This window comes from Ruegeria sp. I3, assembly GCF_056532525.1.
Genome location: NZ_JBQFNI010000003.1, coordinates 711,519 through 731,824 on the forward strand (window position 1 = coordinate 711,519; position 20,306 = coordinate 731,824).

General features: G+C 57.9%; 26 protein-coding genes. 9 read left to right on the forward strand and 17 right to left on the reverse strand.

The genetic code is table 11. The features are described from left to right. The first annotated feature begins 81 nt into the window (after nucleotides 1–81). Entirely contained in the window at nucleotides 82–894 is an 813-nt protein-coding gene (gene map / locus ACR0L9_RS11740) for a type I methionyl aminopeptidase (protein ID WP_170515096.1), read from the forward strand. Here map and ACR0L9_RS11745 read toward each other — a convergent pair. From ACR0L9_RS11745 to ACR0L9_RS11760, 4 genes are read right to left on the reverse strand one after another with little or no spacing between them, the layout of a single operon-like run. Then, on the reverse strand, nucleotides 882–1,061 hold the full coding sequence (locus ACR0L9_RS11745; RefSeq protein WP_170394788.1) for a hypothetical protein: 180 nt from the start codon (nucleotides 1,059–1,061) through the stop codon (nucleotides 882–884). The genes map and ACR0L9_RS11745 overlap by 13 nt on opposite strands. 25 nt (nucleotides 1,062–1,086) lie before the next feature. After that, the gene (locus ACR0L9_RS11750) at nucleotides 1,087–1,722 is read right to left on the reverse strand and encodes an HAD family hydrolase (protein ID WP_170626755.1); all 636 of its coding nucleotides are present in this window, start codon (nucleotides 1,720–1,722) and stop codon (nucleotides 1,087–1,089) included. A 1-nt stretch (nucleotide 1,723) separates the two neighbouring features. Continuing rightward, entirely contained in the window at nucleotides 1,724–2,281 is a 558-nt protein-coding gene (gene rsmD / locus ACR0L9_RS11755; protein WP_170394794.1) for a 16S rRNA (guanine(966)-N(2))-methyltransferase RsmD, read from the reverse strand. Further along, complete coding sequence (locus ACR0L9_RS11760) at nucleotides 2,278–3,489, reverse strand: NAD(P)/FAD-dependent oxidoreductase (protein WP_223117218.1); 1,212 nt, start codon at nucleotides 3,487–3,489, stop codon at nucleotides 2,278–2,280. Before ACR0L9_RS11760 ends, rsmD begins: the two co-directional genes overlap by 4 nt. A 99-nt stretch (nucleotides 3,490–3,588) precedes the next feature. Here ACR0L9_RS11760 and ACR0L9_RS11765 point away from each other — a divergent pair, with 99 nt between their 5' ends. The 4 genes from ACR0L9_RS11765 (at nucleotide 3,589) to ACR0L9_RS11780 (ending at nucleotide 5,119) form a co-directional block, all read left to right on the forward strand. Then, nucleotides 3,589–4,074: a redoxin family protein gene (locus ACR0L9_RS11765; RefSeq protein WP_480895716.1), complete on the forward strand. Its 486-nt coding sequence runs from the start codon at nucleotides 3,589–3,591 to the stop codon at nucleotides 4,072–4,074. Between the two features lie 103 nt (nucleotides 4,075–4,177). Continuing rightward, on the forward strand, nucleotides 4,178–4,423 hold the full coding sequence (locus tag ACR0L9_RS11770; protein ID WP_170466621.1) for a glycine zipper 2TM domain-containing protein: 246 nt from the start codon (nucleotides 4,178–4,180) through the stop codon (nucleotides 4,421–4,423). Nucleotides 4,424–4,434: 11 nt separating this feature from the next. Beyond that, complete coding sequence (locus ACR0L9_RS11775) at nucleotides 4,435–4,782, forward strand: penta-EF hand family protein (protein ID WP_170626752.1); 348 nt, start codon at nucleotides 4,435–4,437, stop codon at nucleotides 4,780–4,782. Nucleotides 4,783–4,810: 28 nt separating this feature from the next. Beyond that, nucleotides 4,811–5,119, forward strand: a complete 309-nt coding sequence (locus ACR0L9_RS11780) for a hypothetical protein (protein ID WP_480771853.1) — start codon at nucleotides 4,811–4,813, stop codon at nucleotides 5,117–5,119. On the opposite strand, the gene ACR0L9_RS11785 is transcribed toward ACR0L9_RS11780, so the two are convergent. Genes ACR0L9_RS11785 through ACR0L9_RS11800 form a run of 4 tightly spaced genes read right to left on the reverse strand, consistent with a single transcriptional unit; the run spans nucleotide 5,102 to nucleotide 7,859 of the window. Further along, nucleotides 5,102–5,407: a 4a-hydroxytetrahydrobiopterin dehydratase gene (locus ACR0L9_RS11785; protein WP_170394812.1), complete on the reverse strand. Its 306-nt coding sequence runs from the start codon at nucleotides 5,405–5,407 to the stop codon at nucleotides 5,102–5,104. The two genes, ACR0L9_RS11780 and ACR0L9_RS11785, sit on opposite strands and share 18 nt — an antisense overlap. After that, nucleotides 5,404–6,591, reverse strand: coding sequence for a GNAT family N-acetyltransferase (locus tag ACR0L9_RS11790; RefSeq protein ID WP_480895717.1), 1,188 nt, complete (start codon nucleotides 6,589–6,591; stop codon nucleotides 5,404–5,406). The genes ACR0L9_RS11785 and ACR0L9_RS11790 overlap by 4 nt, the downstream gene beginning before the upstream one ends. Before the next feature lie 45 nt (nucleotides 6,592–6,636). Further along, complete coding sequence (locus tag ACR0L9_RS11795) at nucleotides 6,637–7,407, reverse strand: glycerophosphodiester phosphodiesterase family protein (protein WP_480895718.1); 771 nt, start codon at nucleotides 7,405–7,407, stop codon at nucleotides 6,637–6,639. After that, the gene (locus ACR0L9_RS11800; RefSeq protein WP_170636567.1) at nucleotides 7,404–7,859 is read right to left on the reverse strand and encodes a RidA family protein; all 456 of its coding nucleotides are present in this window, start codon (nucleotides 7,857–7,859) and stop codon (nucleotides 7,404–7,406) included. The genes ACR0L9_RS11795 and ACR0L9_RS11800 overlap by 4 nt, the downstream gene beginning before the upstream one ends. 297 nt (nucleotides 7,860–8,156) lie before the next feature. On the opposite strand from ACR0L9_RS11800, the gene ACR0L9_RS11805 reads away from it, so the two are divergent. Next, nucleotides 8,157–8,972 carry an MlaA family lipoprotein gene (locus ACR0L9_RS11805; protein ID WP_170598328.1) on the forward strand — a complete coding sequence of 272 codons (816 nt, stop codon included), beginning with the start codon at nucleotides 8,157–8,159 and terminating at the stop codon, nucleotides 8,970–8,972. After that, the gene (locus tag ACR0L9_RS11810; RefSeq protein WP_170408534.1) at nucleotides 8,962–9,570 is read left to right on the forward strand and encodes an MlaC/ttg2D family ABC transporter substrate-binding protein; all 609 of its coding nucleotides are present in this window, start codon (nucleotides 8,962–8,964) and stop codon (nucleotides 9,568–9,570) included. Before ACR0L9_RS11805 ends, ACR0L9_RS11810 begins: the two co-directional genes overlap by 11 nt. Nucleotides 9,571–9,629: 59 nt before the next feature. On the opposite strand, the gene ACR0L9_RS11815 is transcribed toward ACR0L9_RS11810, so the two are convergent. From ACR0L9_RS11815 to ACR0L9_RS11835, 5 genes are all read right to left on the reverse strand, one after another. Next, the gene (locus tag ACR0L9_RS11815) at nucleotides 9,630–10,439 is read right to left on the reverse strand and encodes a methyltransferase domain-containing protein (RefSeq protein ID WP_170664290.1); all 810 of its coding nucleotides are present in this window, start codon (nucleotides 10,437–10,439) and stop codon (nucleotides 9,630–9,632) included. A gap of 108 nt (nucleotides 10,440–10,547) precedes the next feature. After that, nucleotides 10,548–11,645 (reverse strand): ABC transporter ATP-binding protein, encoded by a 1,098-nt coding sequence (locus tag ACR0L9_RS11820; RefSeq protein WP_170408536.1) that lies wholly within the window; start codon nucleotides 11,643–11,645, stop codon nucleotides 10,548–10,550. Nucleotides 11,646–11,650: 5 nt separating this feature from the next. Then, entirely contained in the window at nucleotides 11,651–12,550 is a 900-nt protein-coding gene (locus ACR0L9_RS11825; protein ID WP_170408537.1) for a carbohydrate ABC transporter permease, read from the reverse strand. Beyond that, complete coding sequence (locus ACR0L9_RS11830; RefSeq protein ID WP_039543053.1) at nucleotides 12,543–13,415, reverse strand: carbohydrate ABC transporter permease; 873 nt, start codon at nucleotides 13,413–13,415, stop codon at nucleotides 12,543–12,545. The genes ACR0L9_RS11825 and ACR0L9_RS11830 overlap by 8 nt, the downstream gene beginning before the upstream one ends. Before the next feature lie 56 nt (nucleotides 13,416–13,471). Continuing rightward, nucleotides 13,472–14,716: an ABC transporter substrate-binding protein gene (locus ACR0L9_RS11835; protein ID WP_170514081.1), complete on the reverse strand. Its 1,245-nt coding sequence runs from the start codon at nucleotides 14,714–14,716 to the stop codon at nucleotides 13,472–13,474. Nucleotides 14,717–14,933: 217 nt separating this feature from the next. Between ACR0L9_RS11835 and ACR0L9_RS11840 the strand changes: the two genes are divergently transcribed. Together ACR0L9_RS11840 and ACR0L9_RS11845 are read left to right on the forward strand one after the other, a co-directional pair. After that, nucleotides 14,934–15,671, forward strand: a complete 738-nt coding sequence (locus tag ACR0L9_RS11840) for a response regulator transcription factor (protein ID WP_170408540.1) — start codon at nucleotides 14,934–14,936, stop codon at nucleotides 15,669–15,671. Further along, a complete protein-coding gene (locus tag ACR0L9_RS11845) occupies nucleotides 15,668–17,110 on the forward strand; it encodes a sensor histidine kinase (RefSeq protein WP_480895719.1) in 1,443 nt (480 codons plus the stop codon). Before ACR0L9_RS11840 ends, ACR0L9_RS11845 begins: the two co-directional genes overlap by 4 nt. Here ACR0L9_RS11845 and fliP read toward each other — a convergent pair whose 3' ends face one another. The 4 genes from fliP to fliF are packed head-to-tail and all read right to left on the reverse strand — an operon-like array spanning nucleotide 17,111 to nucleotide 20,301. Then, nucleotides 17,111–17,839: a flagellar type III secretion system pore protein FliP gene (fliP, locus tag ACR0L9_RS11850; RefSeq protein WP_480895720.1), complete on the reverse strand. Its 729-nt coding sequence runs from the start codon at nucleotides 17,837–17,839 to the stop codon at nucleotides 17,111–17,113. After that, the gene (locus ACR0L9_RS11855) at nucleotides 17,836–18,123 is read right to left on the reverse strand and encodes a FliM/FliN family flagellar motor switch protein (RefSeq protein WP_170394848.1); all 288 of its coding nucleotides are present in this window, start codon (nucleotides 18,121–18,123) and stop codon (nucleotides 17,836–17,838) included. Before ACR0L9_RS11855 ends, fliP begins: the two co-directional genes overlap by 4 nt. Beyond that, entirely contained in the window at nucleotides 18,116–18,712 is a 597-nt protein-coding gene (locus ACR0L9_RS11860; RefSeq protein WP_480586394.1) for an ABC transporter ATP-binding protein, read from the reverse strand. Before ACR0L9_RS11860 ends, ACR0L9_RS11855 begins: the two co-directional genes overlap by 8 nt. Next, a complete protein-coding gene (gene fliF, locus ACR0L9_RS11865; protein WP_170819184.1) occupies nucleotides 18,712–20,301 on the reverse strand; it encodes a flagellar basal-body MS-ring/collar protein FliF in 1,590 nt (529 codons plus the stop codon). Before fliF ends, ACR0L9_RS11860 begins: the two co-directional genes overlap by 1 nt. Nucleotides 20,302–20,306: the final 5 nt, after the last annotated feature.

The following is a 20,306-nucleotide window of genomic DNA, read 5'->3' on the forward strand; positions in this document are numbered from 1 at the left end:
TCACCACCGCGCACCCTCTGGTACTTTCTGCACAAGCAGCGTAAAAGAAGTGCTGCGTGAAATATTTGGAGTCCCGCACCGATGAAAGAACATCGTGGCCGTCTGACCAAAGACGGTATCCGCATCTATGAACAGAGTGACTTTGCCGGCATGCATGCGGCAGGGGCGCTGGCTGCGCGGATATTGGATGACATTGCTAAACATGTTTTTGTCGGCCAGACCACCGGTGCGATTGACGGGCTGATCACTCAGATGGTCGAGGATGCAGGTGCGGAATCGGCAACCATTGGCTACAAGGGTTATCAGCACGCCAGCTGCATCAGCGTGAACCACGTGGTGTGTCACGGCATTCCGGGTGACAAAAAGCTGAAGGATGGCGACATTCTGAATATCGACGTGACCGTCATCGTTGATGGCTGGTTCGGTGATACGTCGCGCATGTATGTGGCGGGTAAATTGCCGCGCAAGGCCGAACGGCTGATTCAGGTGACCCACGACGCACTGTTCAAAGGTATCGAGATGGTCAAGCCGGGCAATACCTTCGGCGATATCGGCCACGCCATTCAGGCCTATGTCGAGGCGCATCGGATGAGCGTTGTACGCGATTTCTGCGGCCACGGTCTGGGCCGGGTGTTCCACGCGCCACCAAATGTCCTGCACTATGGTCGTCCGGGTACCGGAGCTGTGTTGGAAGAGGGCATGTTCTTTACCATCGAGCCGATGGTCAATCTGGGGCGTCCTGAAACCAAGACACTGTCCGATGACTGGACTGCCGTGACCCGCGACAAATCGCTGTCGGCGCAGTTCGAGCATTCGGTCGGTGTGACCGCAGATGGGGTTGAGATTTTCACCTTGTCACCGGGCGGCAAATATCACCCGACCTATTCGTCCTGATCGGTCGCCTGATCGCGTAATAGCTTCAGCAGTAAGGTTTCATCCCGCCACGGGATAACCGCGTCGTGAATGAACACCGGCGCGCGCATCGGTTTGGGTGGAGGCCCAGTTGTGGTGTCGGCGTCTTTCGAAAAAGCCCAGAGCGGAGGTGTGATAGCGCGGTCCATGGACCAAGCATAACACGTTTATGGCTCAAAGTCCCAAAAGCTTGGGCGCATGTAACATGTCGGAGAACACTTCGGCCCCTAGTTCTTCCAATCGCGCACCATCATCATGGGCCGCGTAGCCCAGGCAGCGCATATTGGCGCGGATTGCTGCGGTGACACCGTTTTCGCTGTCTTCGATCACAACCGGCACCGTTGCGCCGAAATGCTGGGCAGCGGTCAGGAACAGGGTCGGGTCGGGCTTGCCCGTTCCAAGCACCTGAGCCGAAAACATCACATCTTGAAAACGCTCCCAAAGACCATTCTGGCCCAAAGTGATCTTCATTTTCTCAGGCCGCCCATTTGAGGCGACACAGTAGGGAATGTCACTTGCATCCAGTTGCGCCAGCAATTCACGGATACCCGCGACCAGAGGCGTGCCTGCTTTCAGCGTCTCGTAGATTTCCGCATAGATTTGATCAGTCCAGTCATCCGGCAGATCAGCCCCCAGCTCGCGCGCCTTGTCGAGCACACCGGTCATGGTGCCGCCGACAAACAGGGACATGCATTCGGCTAAGGACAAGTGCAGACCATGGCCAGCGAGATTGTCGACCATGACCTGATTGGACAAAACCTCGCTATCGACCAGAACGCCGTCGCAATCAAAGATAACCAGATCGTGCATCTCAGCCCCCTGTGCGCCACATCAGCGAGATATGCGTGTCGCCATATTTCCGCGCGTCGTGCAGCGTGAAGCCCTCGGGCGCGAGCATGGGGGTGCTTTCTTCCCAGACGATCAGAGCGTCATCAGACAACCAACCACCTTGGGTAGCCGCGGCCAGTGCCCTTTGACCCAGAGCTTTTCCGTAAGGCGGATCCAGAAAAACCAGATCACAAACAGTGCCCGGGTTTTCGCCCAAACGGGTCGCATCCCGCCGGATCAAAGTGGTCTGGCTGGCGCTTCCGGTCAGGGCGATATTCTTGCGGATCAGACCCTGCGCGACCCTCCCATCATCGACAAACGTGACGTGGGACGCGCCTCGAGACAGCGCTTCAAGTCCCAATGCACCGGTGCCCGCAAACAGGTCGAGAACCTGCAAGCCGTCGAAGTCGATCTGATGATTTAAAACGTTGAACAGGCTTTCCCTTACCCGGTCAGTGGTCGGGCGAAGATGCGCACCGGCATCGCCTTTGCCAACCGAAGTCAGAGCCCGGCCCCGGAAGTCTCCGGCGATGATCCTCACGCTTTGAGCAGCGGTTTCAGGTCCGCTTCTGGGTCGGCAACAACAGCCGGATCAGCGGTCTTGCCCGCATCAATCAGGCGTTTGCCGACCATATAAGCGCGCGGGTCATTCATCGCGTCGACCGCGATCAGCTGATCGCCCTTGTAGTACCAGAAGGACACCGTCGCGCCCTCACCCTTGCGAGTCACCACACGGTCATAGCCGGTATTCAGCCCGGCGATCTGCAGCTTGACGTCATACTGATCGGACCAGAACCATGGCGTTGCAGTGTAATCCTTAGCCGCGCCCAACATGTTCTGGGCCACGATCTCGGCCTGATCAATGGCGTTCGGCACGCTTTCCAGGCGGATACGGCCTTCGCCATGCGGGAACGACGCGCAATCGCCCGCCGCCCAGATCGACGGATCTGAGGTGCGGCCATGGGCGTCGGTCTTGATGCCGTTATCCAGCTCTAACCCGGCTATTTCAGCCAATTGAATCGACGGCGCGATGCCGACGCCAACCACGACGAAATCCACCTCAAGCTCGGTGCCGTCGGTCAGAATAGCACCCTTCACTTTGCCGTTTTCACCAACCAGACGATCCAACCCGACGCCCTCACGAATGTCGGCCCCGTATTCGGTGTGCAGCGTGCGAAAGTAGTCGCTTGTCTCTTTCGCCGCAACACGCTGAAGGATGCGGTCGGCCATCTCGACCAAGGTCACCCTGACCCCGCGCTTGGCACAAACGGCGGCGGCTTCAAGCCCGATATAGCCGCCACCAACGATCAGCGCGCGGGCGCCATCCGATACCCGAGGTTCCATCTCGTCGATATGGGCGAGATCTCGCACCACATGGACACCCTCAAGATCGCCCCCGATCGCTGCGGGCAGGCGGCGTGGGTCGGACCCAGTGGTCAGCGCCAGTTCATCATAGGTGATCACCTCATCGCCGAGGGTCACCGTCTTGGCCTTTGGATCAATCGCCGTCACACGTTGACCCAACCGTAGGGTGATATTGTTTTCGGCATAGAAGCTCTCGGGCCGCAAGAACAGGCGCTCCAGCTCCATCTCGCCCAACAGGTAAGCCTTGGACAAGGGCGGGCGTTGGTAGGGCAAATGCGGCTCGGCTCCGATCAGGGTGATGTCACCTTCGAACCCGTCCTTGCGCAGCCGTGCTACCAAAGAAGCACCGGCCTGCCCTGCCCCGATCACGACAATATGGCTCATGTTTCGCTCACCCTGCAGAATTCACGTGGTTACTTTGTTTCGACCACCTATATTGCGGCAAAGCCCGACTCTGCAAATCCAAATGACAGGAGCGTAAAAATGATTGCAACAGGTGACATGCTGCCCGAGGCCACGCTGATCCAGATGGGTGCCGAAGGCCCCGAGGAGGTTCGGATTTCAGACAAGACCAAAGAGCGCAAGGTTGTGATCTTCGCTGTACCCGGTGCGTTCACCGGAACCTGCACAACCGCTCATGTACCAAGCTTCATGCGGACCAAGGACCAGTTCGATGCCAAGGGTGTAGAGGAAATCATCTGTATCTCGGTCAACGACCCTTTCGTGATGGGCGCCTGGGGAGAAAGCACCGGTGCAACAGCGGCCGGGCTGACCATGCTGGCCGATGCAGCGTCCGAGTTTACCAAGGCCATCGGCATGGATTTCGACGCCCCGCCCGTAGGCCTGATTGCACGCTCCAAACGCTATGCAATGCTGGTTGAAGACGGCAAGGTTGTGGCGATGAATCTGGAAGAAAACCCCGGTGTCTGTGAGGTCTCGGCTGGTGAAGGCCTGCTTGATAGTATCTGATCCCTGTCGGCCCCGGTTTGACCGGGGCCACGTGAAACGCATTTAACTTGATGCAACGCCCCGATGCGCCAATACTTGGCCCATACAACTGGGGAGTTCATTGATGCGACTGAAATTTCTTACATTGTTTCTTGGCACCGCCGGGGCCCTGGCGGCGTGCGGACCTGCACCCACACCCCAACAACAGGCTGCGCGACAGCACGAGATCGCCTGCCTGAGTGGTACCATAGGCGGCGCCCTGATCGGTGGAGTGATCGGCAATCAATTTGGCGGTGGTTCAGGAAAGACCATCCTGACGGCGGCGGGCGCCGCTGCGGGTGGCGTGTCTGGCGAACGTTATGCGTGCTGAGGAGATTTGAGATGAAACGAGTATTGATTATCACCACCGTATTCGTGATGGCTGCTGCTGCAAACGCAGAGACTGTCGCAGAACTGCACGAGGCCGAGTTGAATAACATCGACACCAACAATGACGGCTTCCTGTCCAAGGACGAATTCAACGCCTTCTCGGACTATGCATTTCAGGCAATGGACGAAGACAAGAACGGCACTCTGGGCCTGAGCGAAGCAAAACCGTTCTTGGATATCAAACAGTTCGAAGCCGTTGACCGGGATGGCGACAGTCTTATCTCAAAGGCAGAGTATGTCAGCCAGATGCAGAACGATTTTGACGCTGCGGATAAGGATGGCAACGGTCTCTTAGATTAAACGCCAACTTGGTTGGCAGGAGCTTGTCATGATTAAATGGATCTGCCTCGGTAGCCTGGTGGCTTTGGCCGCATGTGACGTACAGCAATCCCCGGTGATCAGCGGCCCTGATGGTCAGGTGCAGATTCAGATCAATACCAGCGGTTTGACCTGCTATGAAAATCGGTGTCTCGACATCAATCCGTCGGCCCGCAGCGTGCGGTCCGTCGGCACCCGTACGATCAGAATTCCGGGCAATATCAATGTCAGCGACGGCACGATAACCCCGGCAGAATTCAAGCAGCTGGGAACGGCAACATTGCTGGCCGGTGGTACGGGTTCACGCGGAGACCGTTAGCAGGCTGTCCATCTTACGCGCCAGCTTGGCGTCTTGTGCAGACAGACCGCCAACATCATGGGTCGACAGGACCACCTCGACCGTGCGGTAGACATTCGACCATTCGGGGTGGTGGTTCCATTTCTCGGCCCAGATCGCCACCTGCGTCATCCAGCCAAAGGCGGCGACAAAATTATCGAAGATGAAGGTCTTGGTGATCGCATCGCGGTCTTCGACCATGGTCCAGCCATTTCTGAACAGCGGGTCCAGCAGCGGGCCGCGGGTCTCGGTTGACAGAAGTTCGGTCATTGCTGTTCCTCCGGGTTCGATTTCCTGAACGGACCAAAATCCGTCAGAATCTCGATCTCTTCTCCCACTGCGTGGGACTCGGCGTCCAGATATTTCTGAACCGCATCAGCAAAACCCGGATCGCCAACCCAGTGCAAGCTATGCGTGCGGGTTGGCAGATAGCCGCGCGCCAGCTTGTGCTCGCCCTGCGCACCGGCCTCAACCCGCGCCAGACCTTCCGCAATGGCAAAGTCGATCGCCCTATAATAGCACAGTTCGAAATGCAGGCAGGGGTGATGTTCGACACAGCCCCAATACCGGCCATACAGCGTTTCCCGCCCGACAAAATTTAACGCACCGGCGACGGGGTATCCATTGCGTTCGGCCAGCACCAAAGCGATGTCATCCGTCATGGTTTCCTGAGCGATATCAAAGAATTGTCGCGTCAGGTAGGGCGAGCCCCATTTTCGCGCGCCAGTATCCTGATAGAACCGCCAGAACGCGTCCCAATGCTCGGGTCGCAGATCATCGCCGGTGATTGTTCGAATCTGCCCACCGAAATCACAGGCCTGCGTGCGTTCCTTCTTGATATTCTTGCGTTTGCGCGAGGACAGCGCAGCCAGAAACTCGTCAAAATCGGCGTAATCATCATTGAGCCAGTGAAACTGCTGCGAGTGGCGGACCATCAGGCCCATCTGCTCACCTGCCAGCGCTTCGGCCTCGGTGCAGAAAGTAGCGTGCAGCGAGGAAATTCGATTCTCGGCGGCCAGTTGCACCGCTCCTTGCACCAGCGCCGAGATCCCGACAGCATCGTAGCCGGGTCGCACCAAAAAACGCCTGCCAGTCGCGGGTGTGAAGGGCACCGCGATCTGCAGCTTGGGATAATATCGCCCGCCCGCGCTTTCATAGGCATGAGCCCAGCTATGGTCGAAGATGTATTCACCTTGGGAGTGCGACTTGGCAAACATCGGGGCTGCCGCAATCAGCATCCCGTCCAGATAGGCTGTCAGGTATTGCGGCTGCCAGCCAGTACCGCGCCCGACCGAGCCGCTTTCTTCCAGGGCAAGCAAAAACCGATGTGTCGTGAACGGATCAAACGGTCGCCCGCCATCGGCAACCTCGGAGCAGGCGCAACTGTCCCAGTCGCTCGCGGAAATCTGCGAGACCGATGTCAGAACCCGAACCTCAATCTGTGCCTGATCCATATCCCCTCCGCGCTGCACCTTTATCTGTGATCGCGCGCGCCGGGATCAAGCGGGATGTTCGGCCAGATAGCCTTCGAACGTAACATTATCGGCAACCTTGCGTGCCTCTGCTTCTTGTTCAAGCGAGCGCACGGTCCAGCACAGGATCGGCACACCCTGTGCCTTCAACTCAGCGACCCGGGGGCGGTCAAGATCGATGACTTCATGGCTGATAAAGCTGGCTCCAACGCGGTCGAAATCCGGGATGTTGCGCAGATGATCGCAGACGGCTTTCGGCAGAAGCTCGACCTTGGGCTCGTAAGAACTGGTAACGAGACCGCGCGGTAAATGTGGCGCAAGGCGTGCAATCTCTGCGACTGAATGCGGGTTGAACGACATCAGCGCGACCGGGCCTTCATAGTCTTTCAGTGCGCTTACAACATCTGCTTCCAAAGCACCGACATCGGGGCCCATTGCACCATCTTGATCCTTCAACTCGATGAGCAAGGGCACCCGTCCCGCAACAAGGCCCAGCACCTCTTCCAGCGAGGGGATACCTTCACCGTCAGAATGCAGAAGCGTCTGGGCCCGCGCTTGTGTTTCGGTGATCTGTTGGATCGGTCCGGGCTGCCCAGTCAGACGGGTCATGTCATAGTCGTGAAACACCATGGCCCGATTGTCACGGGTGCGTTGCAGATCAATCTCGACCCCATAACCGGCGTCTATTGCGGCACGAATGGCGGCCCGGCTATTCTCGGGCCGCTGATCAGAAATGTCATGCAGCGCGCGATGTGCTATCGGGCGCTGCAGGAACTCAGACGGAAGGGACGGTTTCATTGAACCTCGAAAATACCCTCGATTTCAACGGCAACACCCAAAGGCAATGAGGCTGCGCTGACGGCCGAGCGCGAATGACGACCGGCGTCGCCCAGCGCTTCGACCAGGAAGTCGGAGGCCCCGTTGATCACCTTCGGCTGTTCTGTGAAATCAGCGGTCGAGTTTACAAAACCGGTCAGCTTGATCACGCGCACCAGCTTGTCGATATCGCCACCACAGGCCGCTTTGACCTGAGCCAGTAGGTTGATGGCGCAGACTTTGGCTGCAGCGGCGCCTGCCTCAACATCCATATCATCACCGAGCTTACCAGTGATCAGATCATCCGCCTTGGAGATCTGGCCCGACACGTAGACAATTTTGCCGATGCGCACGAAAGGAACGTAGTTCGCTGCCGGAGCAGGTGCGTCCGACAGGCTGATACCCAGGCTGTCCAGTTTTGCTGCGATGCTCATGTGGATTATCCTCATCTCATAGTGATTCCGCGCGGACGCTAACCGGGAAAACCTGTTTCCGAAAGCGTGAAAGCGGGATTTTTCCCATTGCCTGCAAACTGGGCAGGTCTCCTCTTATTCAGGAAGTGTTGAATTCGTGTCACTTTACGTCGCCCCATCGGCTGAGGTAAACGCGAGTTGTTGTTTCAAATCCTGCGCGAAACCTCTATGTGAGACCAATTGCGCCACCAAGGGTGCAAAGGCTGTATTGATTGAAGGCCCAGATACCGCTGGGCAATTTTCGGAGTAACGAAGACAGTGCCAAGTTACATTCGTCTGAAGCACCTGATCATACTCGGCATCCTGACGGTCCTATCGGCATGCGCGACGCAGCCTCAGGACGCAGCGGCGCGGGGTGAGATTTTTGACCCCTATGAAGGGACCAACCGGGGCATTCACAAGTTCAATCTGGGTGTAGACCGATTCCTGTTCCGACCGGCCTCGAAAGGCTATGTGAAGATCGTACCAGATCCGATGGTTACCAGTTTCAATCACTTTGCCGAAAACCTGACGATGCCCGGGCAGGCGCTGGACTATCTGCTGCAAGGCAATCTGAAACAGTCCGGCAATGCGCTGCTGCGCTTTCTGATCAACTCGACCGTGGGCGGCTTTGGCCTGTCAGCCCCGGCGGATGAGCTGAACCTGCCGCCTGTTGACACTGATTTCGGCGAAACCCTGCATGTCTGGGGCGTGGGCGAAGGTGCTTATGTGGAACTGCCCTTCTATGGCCCGTCCACTGCGCGCGATGCGGTCGGCGTCGTGGTCAACCTGTTCTCGAATCCGATCAACTTTAGCCCGACCCGCCCGGTCGACAATATTGGTGTCTATGCCGAGGTCGTGCGGCGGATGGGAGATCGCGGACGGTTCTCGGATACAGTTGATTCGATTCTGTACGAAAGTGCAGACAGTTACGCGCAGGCGCGTACGATCTACCTGCAAAATCGCCGCTTTGAACTGGCAAGGGATGATGAAGACGCCTATCTGGGTCTGTATGACGATCCCTACGCCACCACCGGGACCGACCCTGTCAGAGACCCCTATCTTGACCCGTACGAGGACCCCTATGCCGAATAACCTGTTGAACCGACGCCGTTTTGTGGCCACCGCCCTGACCGGGATGACAGTTGCCGCATTGCCTCTGCCCGCGTTCGCGCTGACCGAAGCGCAGGCCAAACAGCTGGTCAACAGCGTTGTGGCCGATATCACGCGTATCATTGACTCGGGTAAATCCGAAAATGCCATGCTGCGTGATTTTCAAAAGATCTTTGTGCAATACGGTGATGTGCCGATCATGGCCCGCTATGCGCTGGGGGCGGATGCACGCACAGCCTCATCCGCACAGCTGCGTCAGTTCACCAAAGCGTTCGAAGGCTATATTTCGCGCAAATATGGTCGCCGGTTCCGCGAGTTCATCGGCGGTGAGGTCACCGTGCGTAACGCGCGCAAGATCAAGACCGGATACGAGGTCAGAACCTCGGTCAAATTGCGCGGCTCATCCCCGTTCGAAGTGACATTCCTGGTGTCCGACAAATCGGGCCGTGGCAAGTTCTACAACATGTTCATCGAAGGTGTAAATTTGTTGCTGACCGAGCGCACAGAGATTGGCGCAATGCTGGATGCGCGCGGCGGCGACCTGAATCGCCTGATCAAAGATCTGAAAAAGACTGGCTGATCAGAGGTATTACCCTACGCCGGCCACCGCTCGACCCGTTCGCGCGGTGGCTTTTTTGTTCAGGTTGCAGGCTTGCGCGCGATCTGGCTGACATAAGACATGTAGCCAAAAAACGTGTTTGCAGACACACGCGCCCGGGCCTCGGATTTCAGCGCCTGTGCCGTTTCAGGCGCCAACAACCCGGTCTCGGCCATTCGATCCGCACCACGGTCGATAACGGTCAGAAAGTAAGTCGCCTCTCCTTCGGCTACATAACCGTGTCCCCGGCGACGGCCCAGCTCAAAACCTGCCTGAGAGAGTACACCGCCAATCTGGCGCATGATCCAAAGGTTTGTGACGTTCTGATTGATCATGAACCGAATGAGTTGATCCAGAGGATCAAAATCGGCAATCTGCGCTGTGGCGGTATCGTAGTCCCCATCGCAAATCGCGAATATCCCGCCCGGTTTCAGTATCCGAAAGGCCTCGGAAACCACATCGTCGGGGCCGGGTACATGGCACAACAGTGTATGCGCCAGAACAAGGTCTGCTGAGCTATCTTCAAGCCTGGTTGCCTTTGCATCGCCGGTTTCAAAAACAAGATTGCTCTCGCTGGCGAAGCCGTTTCTCGCACGTTTGACCATAACCGGTGAGGGCTCAATGCCGAGCGCGCGCTCCACCCCGCCAACTGACAGCAGCTCTTGCGTGATGTGCCCGGTGCCTGAACCCAGCTCAACCGCGAACCCGCCCTCAGGGACAATCAGATCACTTAGATAGCTATCCCTGATCTCTTTCTGCGCCGGCTCCAGACACCGCGCTTCCATAGCTTCGGCGATACGCTCTTGGACCGAGATATCCTGCCCGGCCAGATCGGAATACGGATCGGACATAGCGCGCCTCCCTTCGCTACGTCCCAAGATAGCATATTTCAAATTAACCGGCCAAAACCGACCGTGATTGCTATGGCCCACCCCGGGTTGGTGCGGGCCAACGGTCCCTTAGTTCAGCCGTTCACCCGTTTCCTTGGCAAAGTAGGACACCTTGCTCATGTCGAACGCCAAGTTCAGCAATTGACCGGCCTGCGCGCTGGTTTCAGCATGCAGCCGCGCCGTGACCTGCTTGCCACCCAATTCCGACACCACATAGGTATCTGCCCCTGCGGGTTCGACCATATCGACCATGCAGGCGGCTTCCTGCACGCCTGCGCCAGCGCGGAACCCCGCCTCGGCGATATCTTCAGGGCGTAGACCAAGGATGACATCCTGCGGCAGAGACAAGTCGCGTGCATCGTTCAGAACCAGCGTTTCACCGGATTCGCGTGCAATAGAGATTTGCGTTCCCGAGCCATTGTTCGATGCCTGTGCCGGGATCAGGTTCATCGCAGGTGAGCCCATGAAATCCGCCACAAACAGGTTGGCCGGGTTGTTGTAGATCTCGGCCGGAGTACCGATCTGCTGCACGACCCCGCCTTTCAGGACCACGATCTTGGTGGCCAGCGTCATCGCTTCGATCTGGTCGTGGGTGACATAAACAATGGAGGCGTCCAGTGTCTGGTGCAGCTTCTTGATCTCGGTCCGCATCTCGACCCGCAGCTTGGCGTCAAGGTTCGACAGCGGTTCATCGAACAGGAACAGCTTGGGGTCGCGCACCAACGCCCGGCCCATCGCGACCCGCTGACGCTGACCACCCGACAGTTGGCTGGGGCGGCGGTTCAGCAATGGCTCGATCTGCAGCAAGGAGGCGACGTCTTTCAGCTTAGCTTCCTGCGTGGCCTGATCGACGCCGCGCACTTTCATGCCGAAGGTGATGTTCTTGGCCACCGACATGGTCGGGTACAAAGCGTAAGACTGGAACACCATCGCGATGTCGCGATCCTTGGGGCTGACATGGGTCATGTCGTTGCCGCCGATGGACAATGTGCCACCGGTGATCTCTTCCAGTCCCGCAATGCAGTTCAGCAGCGTAGACTTACCGCAGCCCGAGGGGCCGACAAGCACCAGGAAATCGCCCGGTTCAATCGAGATGTTGATGTCTTTCAGAATCTCGGTCGCGCCGTAATTCTTGTAGAGTTTGTTGATATCAAGGATGGGAGCCATGGGTCTTATCCCTTCACTGAGCCAGCGGTCAGGCCGCGGATGAAATACTTACCGGCAACGACATAGACGAGCAGCGTCGGCAGCCCTGCGATGATCGCGGCAGCCATGTCGACGTTGTATTCTTTGACGCCGGTGGTGGAGTTTACGATGTTGTTGAGCGCAACAGTTACGGGCTGTGTCCCTGCCTGGCTGAACGACACGCCAAACAGGAAGTCGTTCCAGATCTGCGTGAACTGCCAGATCACGGTCACCACGATGATGGGCAGCGACAGCGGCAGGAAGATCGACCAGAAGATCCGCATGAAGCCGGCCCCATCAACCCGCGCCGCCTTGGTCAGCTCGGCCGGAATGGTGACATAGTAGTTGCGGAAGAACAGCGTGGTGAAGCCCAGCCCGTAGATCACATGGACAAAGATCAGGCCCGGAATGGTTCCGGCAATCCCCATCATACCCAGCAGACGTGCCATTGGCAGCAGAACAACTTGGAACGGGATGAAGCAACCGAACAGCATCAGCGAGAAGATGATATTGGCCCCTTTGAACCGCCATTGCGCCACGACATAGCCGTTCAGCGCACCCAGCAGGGTCGACAAAAATACCGCAGGCACCGCGATCAAAACCGAGTTCCAGAAATAGGGTCGCAAACCTTCACACTGGATACCGGTACAAGCGCCGGACCATGCGGTTTTCCAAGCGTCAAAGCTGACCTCTCGCGGCAGCGAAATCAGGCTGCCGGTGCGGATTTCCTCAAGGCTTTTCAATGATGTCGTCAACATCACGAAGAGCGGCATCAGATAATACAGTGCAAACAGGCCAAGCAGGACATAAAGCAACCAACGCAGGGCAATCTTGCCCGTAGCGCTTTGGGTGCGGGTTTGTGTTTGGGGCATCGACAGATCAGTCATTTTTCGCCCTCAGCTCTGAGTAAAGATAGGGAACCACGATGGCAAAGACGACCAGCATCATGATCATCGCGGACGAGGCTGCTTGACCAATATCGCCGCGCGAAAACGCCATGGCATACATGTAAGTAGCGGGCAGATCGGTTGCGTAGCCCGGACCGCCACCAGTCAGGGCGATGACAAGGTCGAAGCTTTTGATTGCGAGGTGCGCCAGCACGATGAAAGCAGACAGGAAAATCGGGGCCATCGAAGGGATGATGATCGCCGTATAGATGCGCCACGTGGGGATACCATCGACCTGTGCGGCCTTGATGATCTCGCCATCGACCGAACGCAAACCGGCCAAAAACAACGCCATGACGAAGCCGGAACTCTGCCAGATCGCGGCGATCACGATAGTGTAGATCGCATAGTCAGGGTTCACCAGCCAGTCGAATTCGAAATTCGGAAAGCCCCAGCCCTGCACCATGGATTCGATGCCCAGGCCCGGGTTCAAAATCCACTTCCACGCCGTACCGGTCACGATCATCGACAACGCCATCGGGTACAAGTAGATCGTCCGGATCGCGCCTTCGACGCGGATCTTCTGATCCAGCAGGATGGCCAGCAACAGGCCCAGTACCATCGCGATCACGATGAACAGCGCGCCAAAGATATACAGGTTGTTGATCGCCGTATCCCAGCGGGGTGAGTCGAACAGGCGTTCATACTGAATGAAGCCTTTGATCTCGTATTTCGGCAGTAGTTTCGATCGGGTTAGCGACACCCATGCGGTCCATCCGATAAATCCGTAGACAAAGATCAATACGGCGATGAACGACGGTGCCAGCACCACCTTGGGCAGGTGGTTTTCCAGCCATTCGGACATTTTAGCCTCCGGGGAAAGATGCCCTGCCCCTCACTATAGGGGCAGAGCGTATTGGATCAGTAGCTGTTTGCTACCGCGTCCGCCAGTTGCTGAACCGCGTCAGCCGAGGACATATCCGAGTTGAAATGTGCGGTCACAACATCCGTAATCGCACCGGCCTGCGACCCGCGCAGCGCCATACCATGGGCGTAAGACGGCAGCAGCGAACCGCCTGCCGAGGTCGAACCCATATCTTCGGCCGAGATTTGCGCGCAGATGTCGAACGCATCCAGCGCCACATCAGTCCGCGCAGGGATCGAGCCCTTGTTCAGGTTGAACACTTCCTGGAACTTCGGCGCGACGATCAGCTTGGCCAGTAATTCCTGACCAGCGCGGTTGTCGTCACCTTCCACTTCGAACATGGCGAAGCTGTCGACGTTGTACAGATATCCGTCGCCGGGGGTCGAGGCACACAGGAAGTCTTCGCCGGGCTTCTTGCCAGCCGCCAGGAATTCGCCCTTGGCCCAGTCACCCATGATTTGGAAGGCTGCTTCGCCATTCATCACCATGGCGGTGGCAAGGTTCCAGTCGCGGCCTGAGAAGTTTTCGTCCACATAACCGCGCAGGGTGCGCATCTGATCAAAGACCTGAACCATGGTGTCCGAGGTCAGCGCCTCGGGGTCGAGATCGACAAAGGCTTTCTGATAGAACTCGGGGCCACCCAGTCCCAGCGCAACCGCTTCGAACACTGTGGCGTCTTGCCACGCCTGGCCACCATGGGCCAACGGGATCACTCCGGCAGCCTGCAGTTTTTCGGCAGCGGCGTTGAACTCTTCCCAAGTTGTGGGCATTTCAATGTCGTTGGCGGCCAGAACGTCAGCATTGGCCCAGATCCAGTCGATGCGGTGCACGTTCACAGGTGCTGCGCACCACGTACCTTCGCACATCATGTGGCCTGCAATCGATGCTGGCAGCACATCGGCCCAGCCTTCGGCTTCTGCCACGGATGAAATGTCTGCCAAAACGCCCTCTTCATACCATTCCTGAATGGCAGGTCCTTTCAGCTGAACAGCAGTCGGCGCGTTACCCGCAAGAACCCGGGCACGCAGCGCAGTCATGGCCGCATCGCCGCCGCCACCTGCGACCGGCATATCGGTCCATGTGCCGCCGTTCGAGGCGAACTCTTCCTGCAGAACCGCGACCGATTTCGCCTCACCACCGGATGTCCACCAGTGCAGAACTTCGGCCTTTGGTTCAGCCACAACAGCCGACCCGGCCACTACGGCCAAGGTCGACACGGTGGCAAATGCAAAACGCTTCATTTTTTGTTCTCCTCCCTGAGAATTCGGTGCCACCCCAAGGGCGGCCATAGGTGATATAGCGCTAACGGAATGCCGCATGGCAACGCAGAATGCGATGCAATATCCTGACAAGGTGGAAATTTTCACCGCTTTTGTTACCCCGTGTTACGTTGGCCTTGAATCCGTTTCCATTCGTTACAATTGGCGGCGACGGAGAACCCTGAGGAGGAGAAACAGAGTGGGCATTCCCCGGCTCCTGGTGGTGGATGACGATTCGGAGATGCGGTCGATGATGACCCAGTTCTTTCAGCAGAACGGGTATATTGCTCTGCCTGCCAGTTCCGAAAGTGAAATACGCACGCATCTAACCTCGGGGCGGATCGACCTGATCCTGTTGGACGTGATGCTGGGCGATGAAAACGGCGTCGAGATCTGTGCCCGGTTGCGGGCCGAACAGGATGTACCGATCATTCTGGTCTCGGCCCTGTCGGCGGATCATCAGCGCATGGCAGGATATGAGGTTGGAGCAGACGATTACATCGCCAAACCATTCAACCCGCAACTGTTGCTGGCCCGCGTCCGTGCGGTGATGCAACGCGCCCGACGCACGCCTTCGCTGGCATACCGCCGCCGCACGCGCACCTTTCACTTTGACGGCTGGGTCTTTGACGGCAAACGGGACGAGGTGCATTCGCCCGAAGGCTATCTGGTTTCCCTGTCCCAACGGGAGACCGCCCTGCTGAAGGTTTTGCTGGCGAACCCGCATATTCCGCTGACCCGTGATGAGATCGCCGCCGCACTGGATGTAACCGGTGAGGCCGACAAGCCCGAGGCGCAAGGCCGTGCCATAGATATGCTGGTGGGGCGGTTGCGGTCGAAAATCGAGGCCAATCCAAAAGACCCCCAGATGCTGCGCACCGAGCGCGGTGTTGGCTATCTGTTTACCGCTGACGTTATGGTGGATGAGGACGCATGACCCTGCGCCTGCGCAGTTTTGGCTGGCTCTGGACCCTGTCCGCCTTTGTCGCGGGGCTGGTCGCTGCCGGGATGTGGTTCACCTCGGCACAGGCGTGGAACCGGTACCAGACCGCAGCATTTGTTGCTGGTTTCACCATATACGAAGACTTGCGAACGGGGATGGCGCCGCCACCCGGCCTATTGATCAACCCATTGCCAACCGAGGCAGCCGCGCTTGCTGATAGTGGAGCGTTCCAGCAAATGCCCGGCTTTGCGGATCGCCGCTTTGTCACCAATCTGTCGATCCTGACCGACAGTTCAGCCCCCCTGAGTGGCCGCGAATTGACGCTTGCGGTGTTATCGGATCGACTGGTCTATCCGGTTTCAGACATCGTATCTGGCAGCGATCAGACCGGCCCCGAGAAGATGGGGAACCTGACCCGCCTGTTGGCCACATATTGCAGCGAACCTATCCTGATCGCGCAATTCGGGCGCGGGGTCTGGCAGCAAGTCGACGGCACCGCAATCTGGGGCTGTAAGGCTGCGCCGGTTGATCTGCGTTTGCCCGCAATATTGCTGGGCATTGTGTCCTTGGCGGTGCTTCTGACCTCGGTCGGGAATGTTTCTGACAGTTTCGCACGCTTTGCTCAGGCACTTGGTGACCGCCGACGTCGCGGCGGGCCGCAAAGCTATGACGCGGACGGGCCCGAAGAGCTGCGCGATATCGTGACTGCGGTGAATGATCACCTGGATGCCGAACGTGCGCAGCTTGAGAAACGCGCCATTGTACTGTCGGGTGTCAGCCACGATCTGGGGACACCTGCAACCCGGGTCCGGCTGCGTGCGGCGCTGATTCCCGATGGCGAGTTGCGCGAAAAGCTCGAGGCCGACGTGGACCAGATGACCGGCATGATAGAAAGCGTGCTTACTTACACGCGATCGGAACTCAGCGTCGAGGAACCGCGCCAGATATCGTTGACCTCGCTGGTTGAATCGCTTGTGGCCGATTATCAGGATATGGACCGGCCTGTGTCGTTGAAAGCCGTTGATCCCGTTGTCGTCGAAAGCGCGTCGTCTGTTTTCATGTCACGCCGTGGGCATGCGTCGCTGCCGGAAACGCGGCGCATCCTGGTGACGGGTCAGCCCATCGCATTGAAACGAGCTTTGTCCAATCTGATCGATAATGCCCTGAAATACGGTCGTCACGCCGAGGTTGAACTGGAAACTGATGCACAGACCGCCACGATCATCGTCGAAGACAAGGGCACCGACCTATCGGTCGCGGATATCGAGGCGCTACTGGCACCGTTCCAGCGCGGATCAAACATCGGATCTTCGGACGGGTTCGGATTGGGCCTGACAATTGTCAGCACCGTTGCCGAACAACATGGCGGAACGCTGAGTTTCGAGGCCGGAGATCAGGGTCTGCGCGCCCGACTACAGATCACACGGCAATAGTCATGGCGCATAGCTGCGCACCAAGGCGCTGGCGATCAAGGCCCAGCCATCAGCGATGACGAAAAACGCCAATTTGAACGGCAGCGAGACTGTAGCCGGGGGCACCATCATCATTCCCATCGACATCAAAACCGCTGCGACAACGAGATCGATTATCAGGAAAGGTAGGAAAATCAGGAACCCGATCTGAAAGGCCCGCGCGATTTCCGACAACATGAAGGACGGCATCAGCACGGATAACGGGGCCTCGGGCGATAGTTGGATCGCAGCATCATCCGGGCGCAGGTCTGCCATGGCCTGAAACGTGTCGACATCAATGCGCGCTGCCATAAAACTGCGAAACGGCACTAGCGCGCGTTCCAGCGCAGGCTCTACGTCAAGCGTTTCCTCGACCATCGGCTGAATCCCGGTCTCCCACGCCTCGGTAAAAACCGGCTCCATGACGAAATAGGTCAGAAACAGCGCCAGACTGACGATCAACATATTTGGCGGTGACTGCTGCAAGCCGATTCCTTGCCGCAGGATCGCCAAAACCGTGATCAAAAACGGGAAACAGGTGATCATGATCGCCAGTCCCGGTGCCAGGCTGAGCACCGTGATCAGCAAAATCAACTGGATGGTCCGGGCCGAGATCGACCCGCCCTCGCCCAGGGACAGCGACAGTTCTTGCGCCGCGCCACCGGAGGGTATGACCAGCAAAAATGCCAGCCAAAAAAGGTAGCGCATCATCCGATCCCGTTCTGCAGATCCGAGATTTCGGTCAGCCGTACAGCCAGTTGCCCGGACTGGTCGCCCTCCATCTCTTCCAACAGACCGCGCGCTACCAATTGGTCCCCGACATAGAGGTCAACCGGATCCTCGATCCGCTTGTCCAGTGTCAGTACGGCATTTTCGCCCATGCTCAACAGGTCACGGATCAAAGGCCGCGCACGCCCGACCGAGACGGTGACTTCGATCGGAACAGTCTCGAACGGGTTGGGTTTTTCGGGTTTCGGTGGTTGAGGATCACTCATTTGACAAAGCCTCTTTTGCTTCAAACAGATATGCGTCGAACGCTGCAGCAATGGATGAGAGCAAGGCAGCGCAGTCCACCTCGCGTTGGGCGATCCCCACCTGCAATCGCGCCTGTCCCGGCTGGAGCGAGACATCCTCGATGACCTGGGGACGCGGCGAGATATCCTGCGGCAGCATCGCCTCGACCTGATCCGAAGTGCCCGCCGGAACAGTCAGCTGCAGTGGCTGGCCGACCTGCTCACGCGCCATGTCGCAAATCTGCTCGGTCAATCGCTTCGCAAAGCCATGCTCGATCGTCTCAGGCAGAATAGTCTGAACCAGGCTCTGGAACATCGGTTCCAGCGACAGGGTCATGCGGGTCAATGCTTCTTGATAGGTAAAGGACAGGTCGGATAACGTCGCCGACAGATCGGAGCTTAGCTGTGTGCCAGTCTGTTCCTGCGCCTGAACCGCATCTTCCCAGCCCGCCCCATAGCCTTGTTCAAATGCAGCAAGCCGCTGTTCTTCCAGTGCGTCTTCATCCAGTAGATGTACGGCCACCCCAGCCGCAGGGGCGGTGAAGTCTTCAAGAAGATGAGCGATCGACATCACACCTTCTCCTCGCCTTCTTCAAGCCAGCTGCGCAGGATCTCTACCGTCTCTTCCTGCTTGTCGCCGATCATGGCGCGCAAACGGTCGACAGGATCTTCCCCACGCGCAGCGGCAATCGCCGGAACATTCGGCTGCGCCGCATCCGCGAGCGGTGCAAAGTCCGGCGCATCTGCGGTCGCAATTTCCCCGGTCAGGGAAGGCGCTGGGGCGACCTCGACCGGTGCACCTGCTGGCAGCAGCGCCGATGCCGCAGATTTCGTCAGAATTGGCCGTATGACAAACAGACCCAAAACAAGGGAAACCAGCGCCAAAACCACCATCTGGATTAGCGACATAGCGTCGATATGCATGTTCTGCCAGATCGACCCGGACACCAACGTTCCCTGGGGTTCAACCATGGGCAAGTCGAGCGATTTCAGTGTGATGACGTCGCCGCGTTCAGCATCAAACCCGACCGCAGAAGCCACAAGCTCTTGCAGTGCATCAAGCTCGGGCTGCGGCATGGGTTCAAAAATCTCGACGCCATCTGTACCTGCCGCTCGAACACCATTGACCAGCACCGCGACAGTCAGACGTTTGATCGCACCTGGCGCGCGATGAACTTCCAACTCGGTCTCTGACACCTCATAATTCACCCGTTCGCGGGTCTGAGTGGCATTCGAATTGGATTCATCGCCTCCGGCCCCGTCGCCATCCGGCAAATTCGACGCCACTGTCACATCCGCCGACTGATTACGCGCACTGTCCGACCGTTCTTCAACATCCGTGCTGATTGCAACACGGCCTTTGGGGTCAAAGCGACGTTCCCGGATAGACTCGGTTTCGGTCACCGTATCTACGCTGACCTCAACCACCGCGTTGCCGGCCCCGACCCGGGCTTCGACCAGACGTAGAACTTTCTCACGCAATTGGCGCGCCTTATCATCTGCAGTATCGGCTGCCACCGCCGTGTCCTGCGCGCCAATCACGGCCCCATTCGAATCAATCACAGTGACGTTTTCCGATGCCAGCCCGCTAACCGCCGACGCCACTAAAAACCGGATCGCCTTTGCCTGATCTCCGTTAATCGGTGCACCCGACGGGACCAGATAAACCGAAGCGGTTGGTGCTATGCTGCGCTGAAACGGGTTGGAGGAGCTGTTGGCGATGTGCACCCGGGCCTTGCTGACATGCGGGCTGCCCACAATCGTGCGCGCCAGCTCTCCTTCTTTTGCGCGCCAATAGGCGGCATCAAACATCTGCGACGTAGTGCCAAAGCCGCTGAGCGAATCCAGCAGTTCGTAACCGCGATTGCCGTTCGCAGGCAGGCCCTCGCTAGCCAAAGTCATCCGCAACTCATCCCGCTGAACGCCGGGGACGTAGATTGAGCCACCCCTTATTTCATAGGTCACACCACGCTGGTCCAGCGCCCGCACGATATCCCCAGCTGCACCGCTTTCGAGCCCCGCATAAAGCAGCGTCATCGACGGCGCTGTCACAATCCGTGACATCGCAAGCACACCCAGAAACACCAGTGCCACGGCACCGGCCACGATAATTTGTTTGCGCCTGTCCAAACTTGCCCAGACAGTTCCGATCTGCTGCACGCTTA

What these genes read in the sequence shown, in the direction of transcription:
- ACR0L9_RS11855 (WP_170394848.1), bottom strand. Translation starts at nt 18,123, where the DNA reads ATGAGTGATCCTCAACCACCGAAACCCGAAAAACCCAACCCGTTCGAG.
- ACR0L9_RS11765 (WP_480895716.1), top strand. Translation starts at nt 3,589, where the DNA reads ATGATTGCAACAGGTGACATGCTGCCCGAGGCCACGCTGATCCAGATG.
- ACR0L9_RS11770 (WP_170466621.1), top strand. Translation starts at nt 4,178, where the DNA reads ATGCGACTGAAATTTCTTACATTGTTTCTTGGCACCGCCGGGGCCCTG.
- ACR0L9_RS11795 (WP_480895718.1), bottom strand. Translation starts at nt 7,407, where the DNA reads ATGAAACCGTCCCTTCCGTCTGAGTTCCTGCAGCGCCCGATAGCACAT.
- ACR0L9_RS11745 (WP_170394788.1), bottom strand. Translation starts at nt 1,061, where the DNA reads ATGGACCGCGCTATCACACCTCCGCTCTGGGCTTTTTCGAAAGACGCC.
- ACR0L9_RS11800 (WP_170636567.1), bottom strand. Translation starts at nt 7,859, where the DNA reads ATGAGCATCGCAGCAAAACTGGACAGCCTGGGTATCAGCCTGTCGGAC.
- ACR0L9_RS11810 (WP_170408534.1), top strand. Translation starts at nt 8,962, where the DNA reads ATGCCGAATAACCTGTTGAACCGACGCCGTTTTGTGGCCACCGCCCTG.
- ACR0L9_RS11835 (WP_170514081.1), bottom strand. Translation starts at nt 14,716, where the DNA reads ATGAAGCGTTTTGCATTTGCCACCGTGTCGACCTTGGCCGTAGTGGCC.
- ACR0L9_RS11845 (WP_480895719.1), top strand. Translation starts at nt 15,668, where the DNA reads ATGACCCTGCGCCTGCGCAGTTTTGGCTGGCTCTGGACCCTGTCCGCC.
- map (WP_170515096.1), top strand. Translation starts at nt 82, where the DNA reads ATGAAAGAACATCGTGGCCGTCTGACCAAAGACGGTATCCGCATCTAT.
- ACR0L9_RS11760 (WP_223117218.1), bottom strand. Translation starts at nt 3,489, where the DNA reads ATGAGCCATATTGTCGTGATCGGGGCAGGGCAGGCCGGTGCTTCTTTG.
- ACR0L9_RS11750 (WP_170626755.1), bottom strand. Translation starts at nt 1,722, where the DNA reads ATGCACGATCTGGTTATCTTTGATTGCGACGGCGTTCTGGTCGATAGC.
- ACR0L9_RS11825 (WP_170408537.1), bottom strand. Translation starts at nt 12,550, where the DNA reads ATGACTGATCTGTCGATGCCCCAAACACAAACCCGCACCCAAAGCGCT.
- ACR0L9_RS11830 (WP_039543053.1), bottom strand. Translation starts at nt 13,415, where the DNA reads ATGTCCGAATGGCTGGAAAACCACCTGCCCAAGGTGGTGCTGGCACCG.
- ACR0L9_RS11790 (WP_480895717.1), bottom strand. Translation starts at nt 6,591, where the DNA reads ATGGATCAGGCACAGATTGAGGTTCGGGTTCTGACATCGGTCTCGCAG.
- ACR0L9_RS11780 (WP_480771853.1), top strand. Translation starts at nt 4,811, where the DNA reads ATGATTAAATGGATCTGCCTCGGTAGCCTGGTGGCTTTGGCCGCATGT.
- ACR0L9_RS11820 (WP_170408536.1), bottom strand. Translation starts at nt 11,645, where the DNA reads ATGGCTCCCATCCTTGATATCAACAAACTCTACAAGAATTACGGCGCG.
- ACR0L9_RS11775 (WP_170626752.1), top strand. Translation starts at nt 4,435, where the DNA reads ATGAAACGAGTATTGATTATCACCACCGTATTCGTGATGGCTGCTGCT.
- ACR0L9_RS11785 (WP_170394812.1), bottom strand. Translation starts at nt 5,407, where the DNA reads ATGACCGAACTTCTGTCAACCGAGACCCGCGGCCCGCTGCTGGACCCG.
- ACR0L9_RS11860 (WP_480586394.1), bottom strand. Translation starts at nt 18,712, where the DNA reads ATGTCGATCGCTCATCTTCTTGAAGACTTCACCGCCCCTGCGGCTGGG.
- ACR0L9_RS11815 (WP_170664290.1), bottom strand. Translation starts at nt 10,439, where the DNA reads ATGTCCGATCCGTATTCCGATCTGGCCGGGCAGGATATCTCGGTCCAA.
- fliP (WP_480895720.1), bottom strand. Translation starts at nt 17,839, where the DNA reads ATGATGCGCTACCTTTTTTGGCTGGCATTTTTGCTGGTCATACCCTCC.